Source organism: Legionella tunisiensis (assembly GCF_000308315.1).
Lineage (GTDB): Bacteria > Pseudomonadota > Gammaproteobacteria > Legionellales > Legionellaceae > Tatlockia > Tatlockia tunisiensis.
The window spans coordinates 1-12,554 of the sequence record NZ_CALJ01000303.1; the positions used below are offsets into that span (position 1 = coordinate 1).

A 12,554-nucleotide genomic window follows, 5' to 3' on the forward strand; every position below is an offset into this window, starting at 1 on the left:
GGGTTTTGCTTTGATTGGCGCAGGTTATCTACTCTTGGAGTCCGATCGTAAATATGCCAGTTTGTTACCTGCAGCAGGTATTATTATTCTTTATTGTACTGTTTTTGCTGCCCATAGACTTTACTCACTTGTCTCATTTCAAACAGCACTGGCAATGACAATTCTTATTTCATCAGTCTGTATTGGGCTTTATATAAAGATTAGGCATGATATTTACGCAATTATAGCAGCCGTTGGTGCTTACACTACTCCAGGCATTCTAGGCCTTCATGTAACCACTGTATTTTCTCTTTACTATTTCATTGTCTGCTCACTCACCTTTGCAACCATTTCAATCTGGGTACAGTCACGCCTTCTAACTATGATTACAGCCTACCTAGCTATTCTTGTCACAGCGTTAGTTGGATTTCATCTGAATAATGATCCATTGATTGCGTTCATACTGGCCCTACATTTTATTATTTTCTCAGTAGGCACTTATTTTTATACTCGTCTAACTAGTCAGCAACTCTCAGAAAAGGAAGCCTGGAGTTTCTTTCCCGTGCTGATTATATTCTATGCCATGGAATATTATTTTATTGATCGAATTGAGCCCGGACTCGCCCCCTGGATCTCGTTAGGCTTTGCCGGTCTTCTTATAAGTTTGTACCTTTATACAAAAAATGGGTTTCCAACCTTAAAAGCGAATCAGTAATTGTTGCTTTTACTACTGTCGTTTGTTTTCACTCGATCTATCTTGAACTCTTACCTGTAGAACTGCGGCCTTGGCTCTTTGTGCTAATAATACTTAGCCGTGCCTTGCTCCCTGTGCATTATTTAACAACGAAAAAACCATACCATTTTCTGATACCAACAATTGCCATACTTACTATTTTAGCGATGGAATACCTTAGAATGCTTGCTCATTTGATGGCTGATTTCAATCTTTCCTGGTTCATTGTTGCTACAGCTTCCTTTTGTAGCATTTGGGTATTACTGGCAAAACATCACGAACGCATTGCTCATAAAGAGGAGTATGGATATCTGTTGTTAGGCTTAGCCCATTTGCTTGCGATCTCAGGACTGTATCAATTAACCAATGATTATAATTCACTGGCGGTCTCCGCTTCCTGGCTTTTCTATGCTATTTGTGTGATGGGCGTAGCTTATTTTCGGAAAGATAAAATTGTGGCTAAATCAGCTCTCTTTGTTTTGGGGTTTGCCGCAGGAAAAGCGCTTATTTATGATGCCTCTGCAACACCAACAATTGTTCGTATTTTATGTCTGATGCTAACAGGAGTGGTTCTATACGGCTCTGGATTGCTTATTAGAAAAATTGCCGAGTGGACAAATGAATAACTTGCTATCGTCGGAGCAAAAAACTCAAATGTTCAAGACATCTTCTTTTTAACCAGTGATTTCCAAACTCGCTGTAGCGAGGGAAATGCGAGGGGACACGGAGCACGAAACAAAGTTTATACACAAATACATGAGGATTCGAGCGCTGTATTGGCGAAGTAATTTTCGCTACAGTAGAGCGAGATTGGAAAGAGATCCAATGAATTTGACGCTAGCATGAGACCTTGTTATAACTAGTTGAGAATACTCATAATCTTTAGCCGGTTATGTTGCGTTATGAATCAAATACATAATTGAGATCGGGTAGTCGATGGCGAAATACGATATACATGACGCGTTACCTAAGAGCGAGAAAGCGACCTTATCAAAAACAAAGGATAATTTTCCTGATTTTATTAATACTGCCCTACAGCGCTACTTTAAAATACGAGTACAGCAATCCTGGCAAGGAACTCATATTCTAAAAGGCAAAATACCCACAGCAAACGCATTAAGTCTTGCCAGTAATGATTATTTAAGCATTAGTCATCATCCACAACTCATTAATGCTCAAATGCAAGCTATACAACAATATGGCAATGGTCCAATGCAATCACCTGTTTTTTAAGTGATGACAGCTTGCTTACTGCTTCTGAACAACAATTTGCGATCTTAACTAATTATCCAGCCGCCCTGCTCTCTCAATCAGGCTGGTGCGCTAATATGGGCTTGATTCAAGCGCTGGCCTCACGCAACCTGCCTGTTTATCTCGATTTCTACACTCATATGTCTTTTTGGGAGGGTGCCAAAGCAGCCAATGCAAAACCAATTCCTTTTAAGCATAATTCAGTTCAATCACTGAGCAGACGTCTAGAGCGTTATGGTCCAGGAATAATCGCTGTAGACTCTATTTATAGCACGCTAGGTACGCGGAGTCCTTTAGTTGAATATGTACAACTAGCCAAAGCATTTGATTGTTTATTAGTTGTTGATGAATCTCATTCTTTAGGTATCCATGGCCCAAATGGCAGCGGCCTTGTGGCAGAACTAGGGCTTTCTGCTCAGGTTGATATCATCACTGCAAGCCTTGCCAAGGCAATATCAGGTCGCGGTGGTGTTATTGCTGCAAATCAGAAGTTGATCGAACTAATCCGCTACACAGCCCTACCCACTATTTTTAGTTCTGCATTAGTCCCACATGATTTAGCAGGCTTTAATGCCTCACTTGCTATTATTGCTAAAGAAGAATGGCGCAGAACTAAATTGCATGATAACGCGGCATTTCTACGTAACGCGTTACTACAACATGGATTTGATTTAAGTGGCAGCGATTCACAAATCATTCCTCTTATTTCCGGCAGCGAGGCAAATACAATTTGGCTGCGGAATAAACTTGAAGAAGCGGATATTCACGGAGCAGTCTTTTGTGCCCCGGCAACCCCAAAAAATAAAGCACTGATTCGCTTGTCGGTCAGTGCTAATCATCAACCAGAACAGTTAGCCAAAGTGGTTGATTGCTTACTGCAATTAAATAAAAAAGAACGAGACTTACCACTTTTTACAAACTACCAAGAGATTTAATCCAATAAAATTTCTAGGCTGAAAGTAACTCTTCAGCATCTAGCTCTTCTAGATGACAATGATAAGATAAAATTTTCTCTTGTCGTACATCAAACAATGCTGGACCTTGTACATAGGCATAAAATAAACTTCATTCGAAACAAAACGCTGGGCTGGCACCAAACAAGTTGCCCAATCATTGCATTGAGGAGCCAGAGTATTTGCTTGCCAAAAACAAGGAATCTGCTCACCTGTTGCCAGTAGATCCAGGACCTCTTCACTGGCTCCACTATCCAATGCTAAATCATAGTGTAGCCGCATATCTGATTCACTTTTAACAACGAGGAAGCTTACATTAGCATCATCATCAAGTAATAAAAACTACCGGAATTATCAGCTAGATAATATTCAACAACACCTTTTTCCTGACGAAGCTGGCGAAAAAATTCGGCAAATTTTTTATCATGTAAACAACTAGGAGAAGTAACTGACAACATCCTTACCACCATATCCGACATGGCTTGAAAATAATGTAATTGTAAATCATAAATACTTTTAGTGATTAACTCTGCTACATTCGGATCACTCTTATGAATATAACGATCAATTAAACCTTCATTGAACGCTTCTATAGCGAGTTTCTCATCAGCTTTCCCAGTTAAAAGAATTTTTTTAATATTAGTGTTCTCAATACGACGGCAGAATTCCACCCCATCCATTTCCGGCATCGCATAATCAACGACTACTACCGAAATTTCCGAGAACCGACGAGAATTGTATATTTCGGCATGAATAGCTGCCAAATCCAAATTAACGGTATGATTTGTCAGAGGACAATTTTTGGCCTCTGTATATTCACTCAAACAGCGTTGACTTAACAAATCCAATTCACAACGTTTTTTGTAAATACAATCCAGGGCATCAAAAGGAGAATCAAACACTCGATAGGCCAAACTTTCATCCAACTGCAGTACAAAATTCAGTAGGAAATCACGACTATCATCAATAAATAATGCGGTGCTTGGAAAATAGCAGGTAGGAATCAAGAACTGTGGCATAGCTCCTCCTGAGCAAACGCTCTTAGTACACTGTAAGCCTTAAATCATCCTGTTTTTCAGTGCCGGCAACGCACTTAAACATTCTCACAAAACAAGCATGAGTATTACAACTTGCATATAAGCTAACACAGTTGTCTTGTTTTCCCAAAACAAAAATTAGAGATCAAATTAATCATTATGGTTAATTTCAACCATAACATCCTCTTATGGCAATGCAGGGAAAGTCAAAGCAAATTGTGTATATTTTCCTTCTTGTGCCTCGCAGCGAATATCTCCGCCAAAACGATTCATAACCAACTTACAAAAAGACAACCCTATTCCAGTACCCATAAAAGTCGTTGTATAAAAATGGTTAAACAAGCGCGTGAGTTGTTGTGGCGACATCCCCTTGGCCGAATCCTTAAAAAAGGGTATTTACTTTATCGCCTGTCTCTGTCCATATCAAAATATCGCCTTTTTGCGTAGTTGCAATAACATACAAGGCATTTTTCAGGAGATTAAAAAGCACATGCTGCATCAATAATTTTGAGCCGGTAAAAACAAAATCTCCCTGCCAGGTTATTAATGAGCGTTCATGATTTGATTTAAAAGGGTATCTTGCCATAGCCTCAGTTAGGCAATCAGCCATTGAACAAAGCTCTAAGGTACAGTTCTGTAATGAATTTTCTCGACCAGCCTTAACCAGTAACATATCTATCATTGTATTGGCATAATCAATTTCGTTAATGATGCGCTCACTTACATCTTCTAGTTGTTGTAATCTTATTTCCCTAATTGTAGTAGTCAACAACGCTTGTTCTTTAGCAACATGATAAGCCTGAAATAATTGAGGCATGTAATAGGTCAAGGCTTTTGCACCGCTTTTAATGCCCAACAAAGGTGTTCGTAATTCATGAGCTATCATACCAGCTACAGCGGCCATACCAGCCAATCGCTGCTGTTGTAACATAGCGGTTTTATAATTGACTGTTGAACCAACAATAATTACAAAGAATAACACCAAGGTCATTTCGATATGTTCTTCACCAAAATACAGCTCCGGTGACATAAAATAATAACAAACCAAGGCAAGTCCCCATCCCAAAACCAACAGCACCGAAAGACTGAATAAATCAACTAACAAGACCAGTAAAAATACGCTGCACAATAAAGACATCGCCGAGATGGCATTAGCATGATTCATTAAAAATGAATAAGCAAAAAAAAGGATAGCGTATAAAGAATCGTCAGAAACCAATACCAAGGCATATAGGGTTTGCTTGCTGCAGGCCAATAAGGAGTTAACATCAAACCTAAACCCAGTAAACTGCCTACCAGGCGCAATCCCAACGTTTCATAGGGCTGCGGAAACCATGCTGTCCAAATCCAGTAAAACAACGGAAACCCAAAAAAAGCAATTGCTCCTACAGCTATCAACTGGTGTGCAGAATTGGATAAACTGCGTTGCATCGATTGATCAAGATAGCTCACTATTTTTTCAAATTTTTCATCGCTGCATGCATTGCTCTTAAAATAAATTCAAGAATTGAACACTAATAAGCCCATGTCAAGATACTTGGGGCTGTTTACATTGCGCTAGCTTGAGTAATTACGATTTGATCGGCCGAGCATCGCAGCAGAACATACAACGTATGTATGTAAATTGCGAAGTGCAGAAAATCGAACTATAAACGCCAAGCTAGTAGAAATGTAAATAACCCCTACATTAATCTTATTGGAAGAATGATATGATGCTTTCCTCATTATTCCTTATTTGTAAATAAATATGGCTATTGAAACTTTACGTATTGCGACAAGAAAGAGTCCTTTGGCTTTATGGCAAGCTAATCATATTGCTGATCTGCTGAAGCAGCATTGGCCATTAATCAAGATAGAGCTCGTCCCAATGGTAACTTCAGGTGATAAATTTTTGAAAGACAAATTGCTGATTACCGGTGGTAAAGGGCTCTTTGTTAAGGAACTCGAAGAAGCACTCTTGACAGGACAAGCTGATATTGCCGTTCATTCGATAAAGGATGTTCCTGCAACATTCCCTGAAGGGCTTGCACTTGCCGCCATTTGTAAACGGCATAATCCACTAGACGCTTTTATTGCAAAACGACATAAGACACTACAAGATTTACCTGCAGGCAGCGTCATAGGTACATCCAGTCTGCGCCGCCAATCACAGCTTTTAGCCCTTCGTCCTGATTTGGAAATAAAGGTATTACGCGGTAATATCAATACCCGTTTAGATAAATTGGAAGCGGGAGAATATGACGCCATTATCTTGGCAGTAGCAGGTCTTGAGCGCATGGGGATGCAAGCATCTATCACCGAGATTTTAAGTGATGAGCTTATGTTGCCAGCCTGTGGACAAGGCGCTCTGGGAATAGAATGCCGTACTGAAGATAGCGACATAAAAAACTTTTGACACCACTTAATGATCCACTTTCAGCACTTTGCGTAAACAGCGAACGCCACGTTAATGCCTTGCTAGGTGGTAATTGCCACGTACCCTTAGCTGTTTTTGCAAGGAACAATCTAATCAACGACTGTTTTTACGCGCCAAGGTGCTCACTGTAGATGGCCAGACTGTCATTCAAGATAGTCAATCAGGCCCTCAATCACAAGCAATGGCTATAGCCGATACCTGTGCAAAAACCTTATTGACTAAGGGAGCAGGTAAACTTCTTTCTCTCTCATCATGATTTATTCTTTGCATAATTTACGTGTTCTCAATACTCGGCCTCTTGAGCAAGCAAAAGAACTGAGCCGTGCCATTACTGATGCGGGAGGGATTGCAATTGAATGCCCTGCTTTAAAAATTGAAGCAAATAACCAGCTTTGGCTATCCTCTTTACCCAATTTAGTGGCAGCTGAGTATGCCATCTTTATTAGTGCTAATGCCGTCGAGTATTGCTTTACGGCCCTGGAACAACAAAAAATCACCTGGCCTGCTACAGTGAAACTAATCGCTGTCGGACAAGGAACCGCTTCCGCTTTAAAGAAATATGTTTTTTCTACTCCTCTAATTCCTCCTCAGGCAGACAGCGAACATCTCTTGGCTCTAGCTGAGCTACAAACGGTTTATAAAAAAAGATTCTCCTATTCAAAGGAGAAGGCGGCAGGCCACTCATTGCAGAAACCTTAAAGAGTCGCGGAGCTGAGGTCTATAGCTTTGATGTTTATAAACGCGTAAAACCTGAGATTAATCAGCAAAATCTATATTCATTGTGGCACAATGACGTTGTCGATATTATACTGTTTACAAGCCAGCAAGCGATGAATACTATTTTTGCTTTGTTTGGTGAGGGTGCCCATGCTTGGCTTTGCAGCAAGCCCTGCCTGGTTATTAGTGAGCGCTTGGCAAAATCAGCATCATTATTAGGAATAAAAACTATTCTGATAAGCAGCCCGGAAACAATCTTAAAAACATTGCACCAATACAATCAAGGATTAATTCATGGCCAACAGCAATGAAGCGCAGAATAAAACCTCAAAAACAGCGCCTAAAACAGCCACCACCGATAATGACAAAATAACTCAATCCATTCAGCCCCCAAAGAATAAAGTCGGGGAGAAAACGGCTAAAACAACTGCTTCCTTTGTCCCCGTTCTGAGTTTGATCATGGCTGGTATCGCTCTCGTGAGTGGTTTATATGCGGCTTATACTAGCCAACAATTACATCAAATGACCAGTGAGCGTACTCAAGCACTAAACGGTGAAATCAATCAGTTAAAACAAAATCAGTTAGAGGCAAACTCTCATTTTGCTGAAACGGCACAAACAAATAACCAAGCACAAGAAAAAATGCAAGCACAGGTGCAAGAATTAAGCAAAAATTTGCATACTGCAATGCAACAACGCCTTTACCAAAAACAAGATTGGGTTTTATTAAAAGCACGTTATTATTTAGAGCTGGCGCAAATCAATAGCCACTGGAGTGATGATCAACAGGCTACTATTGCACTGTTACAACAAGCCGATGCCTTGTTAGCAACTGTATCTAATCAGCAACTATTTACCATTCGGCAGGCGATTGCGCGAGAAATTACCCAATTACAAGCACTTCCCAAAATTGATACAGCAGGTCTCTTAAGTCAACTGGACGCCGCACAGAGCATTGTTTCCAACTTACCAATCAAACAAGCATTTAATCAGTCTACTACAGCAAACATCACTGATCCCTCCCCTATTACCTGGCGAGAGCGATTACACGACAGTATGAGTTTACTAGAAAATCTGGTGGTTATTCGCCATCACGATGAAGAGATTAATTCGCTGCTATCTCCTATGCATCAAGCAGTATTACGCGAAAGTATTCGCCTGAATTTACAAGAAGCACAATGGGCGATATTGCAAAATAATCCCCAAGTGTATCAATTGGTATTAGCTCAAGTCATAAAAGATGTAAAACGTACTTTTGATGAAAATGCTGAGAGCACACAAGTCTTAATCAAAAAATTGCAAGAATTATCCCAAGAAAAACTCGTCACTACTAAACCAGTCATTGAAGAATCGCTGCCTCTGCTAAACCAGCTGATTGAGTCCAACTCTCAAACCACCAAGGCTGCTGTATCAGAAGGAGAAAATATACAATGATTCGTGTGTTAATGATTTTCCTACTCTTACTCGCGTCCGTATACCTCGGTATTCAGCTTAATCGCGACCCTGGCTACCTGCTTATTGCCATTAATCATTGGACCGTTGAAACCACCCTCTTAGTTGCCATCTTCGCTTTGATTATTAGCTTTTTTATTTCACGCTATCCTGCTAATAATAGCTAAGCTGGGTAAAGGCCCTGCTTCTTTTCGTCATTGGCAAACAAAACGTCGTGTACAAAAAGCCCAGGCTAAAACAAGACAAGGCTTAATCGAGTTCAGTGAAGGCTATTGGGCACAAGCCAAAAATCACCTAATCAAAGCGTTACCGGATACTGACTCGCCATTACTTAATTATCTCACTGCAGCTCGTGCCGCACAGGAAATGGGAGATAATCAATTACGCGATGATTATCTTCGTGAAGCCCAACAATCGATGCCCGAAGCTAAAATAGCGGTTGAATTAACCCAAGCTCAATTGCAGCTTGCTAACAAACAATGGGAGCAAGCCTTGGCGACACTACGCCATTTACAAGATATGGCTCCTCACCATCCCTATGTACTTAAATTATTGATGCATCTCTATCAAGAAGTGAAAGATTGGCCGCAATTAATCGCACTTTTACCTGAATTAAAGAAAAATCAGGTTGTTACAGGCCAATTCTTTGAAATATTAAGAAAACAAACTTATTTACAGGCTATCTCTGAGCTTGCCAGGTATTCGCAAGGTGAAGCCCTCACAAAGATGATAGCATCTCTACCTAAAGCGCTTGCTAGTGATCCTGTATTAATGGCTGAATATTGCCAGTTTTTATTGGCGCAAAACGAGCAGATACAAGCAGAATCAATTTTACGTCGCTGTTTGCGGAAAGACTATCATGAGCAACTTATTTCTCTTTATGGACAGGTAAAAGGAGATGATCAACAATTGGTCTTTGCTGAGTCTTTGCTCAAAAAAGCACCTCACTCTTCACCCCTCTATCTTTGTCTGGGGCGTCTAAGTCTCAACAATCATTTGTGGGGAAAAGCAAAAAATTATTTTGAAAAGAGTCTCGATCTTAATCCAACACCCGAAGCGTATGCTGAACTAGGCAAGTTATTGGAAAAATTGAATGACCAGAGCGGAGCTTGTGCATCTTATCGACAAGGATTAACCCTTGCAATCAACAGAAAAACAGATGAGTGACTTAACGACAAGAACCCATTAATTAATGGTTCTAACCAACTCTTAATAGTAAAATTGCATTGCTTCTATAAACTAATTTTTGACAAAATAAAAACTAACTGTAAAATTTTATGCGGAAAAAGTTTTTCTTGTCCTATTTTAAGAAAAATGCTGTATCAGTTTCAAGAAATAGGAGGTTTCTTTTCAATCAAATTAAAATTTTTTCAACTAAACTAATGTATTATTAAAAATTGATGTGAATTAAAATGCCTATTGCTCATCTGCTACTGGCCCTTTTAGTTGCTATAATTTGGGGCGTTAATTTTCTTTTCGTGAAATTAGCTCTTGTAGAAATTTCGCCACTTTTTCTTTGTGCCCTTCGATTCCTATTGGCCAGTGTTCCAGCTATTTTCTTTATAAAACCGCCTGCAATACCTTTCAGATTGATCGCTTTATACGGCTTAATTATGTTTGCTTTGCAATTTGCCTTACTTTTTATAGGAATGAATGTGGGTATGACACCTGGTATGGCTTCTTTAATTATTCAGGTACAAGTATTTTTTAGTATGTTCTTTGCAGCGATCTTGCTGGGTGAGCAACCCGGTCTTTGGCATGTGGGAGGCGCGTTAGTTTCATTTATGGGTATTGGTTTAGTTGCAATGCATGTCGATAAAAATATTTCCCTTTTAGGCTTTATATTTATTCTTGCTGCGGCTGCAACTTGGGGATTAGGCAATCTTATTACCAAAAAATCAAAGATATTAATATGATAGCTCTCGTTATTTGGGGAAGTTTTGTTGCCTTCGTCCCCATGCTAATCCTCGCTCTCTTTGTTGAAGGACAGGACAAGCTTATTTATAGCTATCAACATTTGACGAGGCTAGGCATTAGCTCATTGTTCTACATCGTCTATGTCTCAACCTGGGTAGGCTATGGTGTATGGAACTGGTTATTAAGTCGTTATGCTATTAGCGCCATTGTGCCATTCACTTTATTGGTACCCGTCGTAGGCGTATTAAGTTCCGTCTTAATTCTGGGAGAGCCTTTTCAACTCTGGAAACTAACCGCTGGCTTGCTAGTTATTACCGGACTTTGCATCAATGTACTAAGCACGCGTTTTAGAATGGTAAAAGCACCTCAAAGGCTTGCTAGAAATTAACCCTTGTGACTCTCTGTCTATTCCTGCATTTATTTGGTATAAGAAGCTAAAATCTTGGCATATATTTTTAAACTATTTTCAGCAGGAGAATTATAAACACGTTTACTTTGAGCTATTCCGGCATCAGCAAGAAATTTAGCGAAATATATTCCTGTAGGCAGAGGCTCAATAATAGGAACATTAATTCCTTTACGATTTAAACGTTCACTAATAACATCACGATAAGCAATAAGACGTCCGGAACCAAAAATCAGTACATCGGCTCGTTTACTAGTCACTGCGTCATAACAATGCTCTACTAACGCACTAATGGTAGCCTCGGAGCGATAGTCATCTTTTGGATCGAGTTGTACACCTTGTATACAGGCCAGCCTATCATACAAGCCATAGACTCTGGCTAAATTTTCTTGGATAGGTGTTAACTCTTCTGTGGTATTTATGATAGCAAATTTATTTCCCATCATCGCCGCGACATGCATGGTTGTTTGAGGAAGACTAACGACAGGAATAGAAACCGATTCACGCAGCGCGCGCAAAGCACTATCAGCCATCATATCAATGACAATTGCATCGGCTTTCTCCTTTTCTGCCGCAAGAGCCTCATAAATAAGACCAGGTGCGATTAGCGCCATATCAAACTCATGGCGCATTGCATCAACCTCGATGTCGACATAGCGAATACTCAATTGCAATTCGCTACTTTGATAAGGCTGTAGCATCTCTTTGTTTAACACTTTAGTGTTATAGCCAGGTAGAATCACATGTACCTGCGTCATAATTCTCTCCCTGTTATTAGGTAGTGTCCCTAAAGTTATTGCCGGCCTGCAAAAAAGCCAAATTGGCTAAAAATTTCGTTCGATCTCGCTAAGTAGTGTTATCATTTTCCTAACGTTAGCGTAAACATTCGCTATATTACGTGCCTCCAATTTTTCAAAAACCAATTCGGGTAATATGCGTTGAATTAAAAAATCGTACAAGCAATATTTAAAACCAAGTTGCCATTCTTTTTCAGCAATTCTAGTCTTAGCTACCTCAGCCAATTGCAATCGATGTTGTTCAAGATAATATAGCAATAATTTAGCATCGAACTGGGCAGGTAAGACATAAGATAAAAACTCTACTGTATCTCTTTGTGGTAAATGAATCGTTGCAATTTCCCAATCGTAGACATAAATTTTTCTATCATCCTGTTTACTAAGCGCTACATTTTTAGGAACACAATCATTTTGTACCAACGTTTTTTTCATCGCATCGATTTGCTTACGCCAAGTCGGAATATCTTGTATTAATCGAGTATGGAAATCATAATCCTCAGCTTGTAAAAAAGGTAATTGAGCTTGTTTGACAGCATCAGCTAATGCTAGCCAATAAGGCATCAATTGCTGCATCTTTGCAGCATCCAACCTATTTCCAAAACCGGGGATTTTAGCCACTTCGGTTTCTTTTTGATACCAAACTGCATGCAGCTTGGCGAGCGTACTAATAAGACTTTCAATGGCCTGCTGATTCCATTTCGCTACATCAAAGGGATCTAACGATAGCCATTCCTCATCAAGACACTGCAAAACAAGCACGCAGGCATCACCATTTTCACTTACATAAGTTCCGTAAGAAAAAGGTAAATATTGTTGAAAAGCAGGATAAGTCTGTTGCATTGTGTAGAGAGCTGCCTCTTTACGATTAACATGGGCAAATTCCAATTGAGACAAAT

Annotated in this window: 14 protein-coding genes and 3 pseudogenes; 10 read left to right on the plus strand and 7 right to left on the minus strand. The window is 39.8% G+C overall.

Annotation, left to right across the window (positions count from 1 at the left end):
• From BN58_RS29150 to cqsA, 4 genes are all read left to right on the plus strand, one after another.
• On the plus strand, window positions 1–694 hold a 694-nt coding region (locus BN58_RS29150; protein ID WP_156812628.1), incomplete at its 5' end, for a DUF2339 domain-containing protein.
• A gap of 185 nt (window positions 695–879) precedes the next feature.
• Entirely contained in the window at window positions 880–1,338 is a 459-nt protein-coding gene (locus BN58_RS29155) for a DUF2339 domain-containing protein (protein WP_156812629.1), read from the plus strand.
• 310 nt (window positions 1,339–1,648) lie between these two features.
• Window positions 1,649–1,945, plus strand: coding sequence for a hypothetical protein (locus tag BN58_RS35280; protein ID WP_051131954.1), 297 nt, complete (start codon window positions 1,649–1,651; stop codon window positions 1,943–1,945).
• A gap of 11 nt (window positions 1,946–1,956) precedes the next feature.
• Entirely contained in the window at window positions 1,957–2,898 is a 942-nt protein-coding gene (gene cqsA, locus BN58_RS27035; RefSeq protein WP_051131955.1) for an alpha-hydroxyketone-type quorum-sensing autoinducer synthase, read from the plus strand.
• Window positions 2,899–2,946: 48 nt separating this feature from the next.
• Here cqsA and BN58_RS35285 read toward each other — a convergent pair whose 3' ends face one another.
• From BN58_RS35285 to BN58_RS35300, 5 genes are all read right to left on the minus strand, one after another.
• On the minus strand, window positions 2,947–3,198 hold the full coding sequence (locus tag BN58_RS35285) for a hypothetical protein (RefSeq protein ID WP_019218075.1): 252 nt from the start codon (window positions 3,196–3,198) through the stop codon (window positions 2,947–2,949).
• Window positions 3,199–3,227: 29 nt separating this feature from the next.
• Complete coding sequence (locus tag BN58_RS27040; protein WP_019218076.1) at window positions 3,228–3,935, minus strand: response regulator; 708 nt, start codon at window positions 3,933–3,935, stop codon at window positions 3,228–3,230.
• 204 nt (window positions 3,936–4,139) lie between these two features.
• Complete coding sequence (locus BN58_RS35290; protein WP_019218077.1) at window positions 4,140–4,319, minus strand: sensor histidine kinase; 180 nt, start codon at window positions 4,317–4,319, stop codon at window positions 4,140–4,142.
• A gap of 16 nt (window positions 4,320–4,335) precedes the next feature.
• Complete coding sequence (locus BN58_RS35295; protein WP_019218078.1) at window positions 4,336–5,118, minus strand: sensor histidine kinase; 783 nt, start codon at window positions 5,116–5,118, stop codon at window positions 4,336–4,338.
• Window positions 5,118–5,405, minus strand: coding sequence for a hypothetical protein (locus BN58_RS35300; RefSeq protein WP_019218079.1), 288 nt, complete (start codon window positions 5,403–5,405; stop codon window positions 5,118–5,120). Before BN58_RS35300 ends, BN58_RS35295 begins: the two co-directional genes overlap by 1 nt.
• A 295-nt stretch (window positions 5,406–5,700) precedes the next feature.
• On the opposite strand from BN58_RS35300, the pseudogene hemC reads away from it, so the two are divergent.
• From hemC to BN58_RS27065, 6 genes and pseudogenes are all read left to right on the plus strand, one after another.
• A pseudogene (hemC, locus tag BN58_RS27050) lies at window positions 5,701–6,625 on the plus strand (hydroxymethylbilane synthase).
• Between the two features lie 8 nt (window positions 6,626–6,633).
• Window positions 6,634–7,068: a uroporphyrinogen-III synthase gene (locus tag BN58_RS36560; protein ID WP_269570446.1), complete on the plus strand. Its 435-nt coding sequence runs from the start codon at window positions 6,634–6,636 to the stop codon at window positions 7,066–7,068.
• Window positions 7,053–7,397, plus strand: coding sequence for a uroporphyrinogen-III synthase (locus BN58_RS36565; RefSeq protein WP_269570448.1), 345 nt, complete (start codon window positions 7,053–7,055; stop codon window positions 7,395–7,397). The genes BN58_RS36560 and BN58_RS36565 overlap by 16 nt, the downstream gene beginning before the upstream one ends.
• On the plus strand, window positions 7,381–8,520 hold the full coding sequence (locus tag BN58_RS18345) for a uroporphyrinogen-III C-methyltransferase (protein WP_019218080.1): 1,140 nt from the start codon (window positions 7,381–7,383) through the stop codon (window positions 8,518–8,520). The genes BN58_RS36565 and BN58_RS18345 overlap by 17 nt, the downstream gene beginning before the upstream one ends.
• A pseudogene (locus BN58_RS27060) lies at window positions 8,517–9,705 on the plus strand (heme biosynthesis HemY N-terminal domain-containing protein). Before BN58_RS18345 ends, BN58_RS27060 begins: the two are co-directional and overlap by 4 nt.
• Window positions 9,706–9,950: 245 nt before the next feature.
• Window positions 9,951–10,843 (plus strand): annotated as a pseudogene (locus BN58_RS27065) (EamA family transporter).
• A gap of 29 nt (window positions 10,844–10,872) precedes the next feature.
• Here the strand turns inward: BN58_RS27065 and BN58_RS18360 are convergent.
• Window positions 10,873–11,619 carry an aspartate/glutamate racemase family protein gene (locus BN58_RS18360; protein ID WP_019218083.1) on the minus strand — a complete coding sequence of 249 codons (747 nt, stop codon included), beginning with the start codon at window positions 11,617–11,619 and terminating at the stop codon, window positions 10,873–10,875.
• Window positions 11,620–11,685: 66 nt separating this feature from the next.
• The coding region (locus BN58_RS18365; RefSeq protein ID WP_019218084.1) for a phosphotransferase family protein at window positions 11,686–12,554 on the minus strand (869 nt) is incomplete at its 5' end.

Excerpts from the sequence above, each read along its gene's own strand:
- BN58_RS29155 (WP_156812629.1), top strand. The coding sequence starts at position 880 with ATGGAATACCTTAGAATGCTTGCTCATTTGATGGCTGATTTCAATCTT.
- BN58_RS18360 (WP_019218083.1), bottom strand. The coding sequence starts at position 11,619 with ATGACGCAGGTACATGTGATTCTACCTGGCTATAACACTAAAGTGTTA.
- BN58_RS18345 (WP_019218080.1), top strand. The coding sequence starts at position 7,381 with ATGGCCAACAGCAATGAAGCGCAGAATAAAACCTCAAAAACAGCGCCT.
- BN58_RS35295 (WP_019218078.1), bottom strand. The coding sequence starts at position 5,118 with ATGAATCATGCTAATGCCATCTCGGCGATGTCTTTATTGTGCAGCGTA.
- BN58_RS27040 (WP_019218076.1), bottom strand. The coding sequence starts at position 3,935 with ATGCCACAGTTCTTGATTCCTACCTGCTATTTTCCAAGCACCGCATTA.
- BN58_RS35285 (WP_019218075.1), bottom strand. The coding sequence starts at position 3,198 with ATGCGGCTACACTATGATTTAGCATTGGATAGTGGAGCCAGTGAAGAG.
- BN58_RS35290 (WP_019218077.1), bottom strand. The coding sequence starts at position 4,319 with ATGTCGCCACAACAACTCACGCGCTTGTTTAACCATTTTTATACAACG.
- BN58_RS35280 (WP_051131954.1), top strand. The coding sequence starts at position 1,649 with ATGGCGAAATACGATATACATGACGCGTTACCTAAGAGCGAGAAAGCG.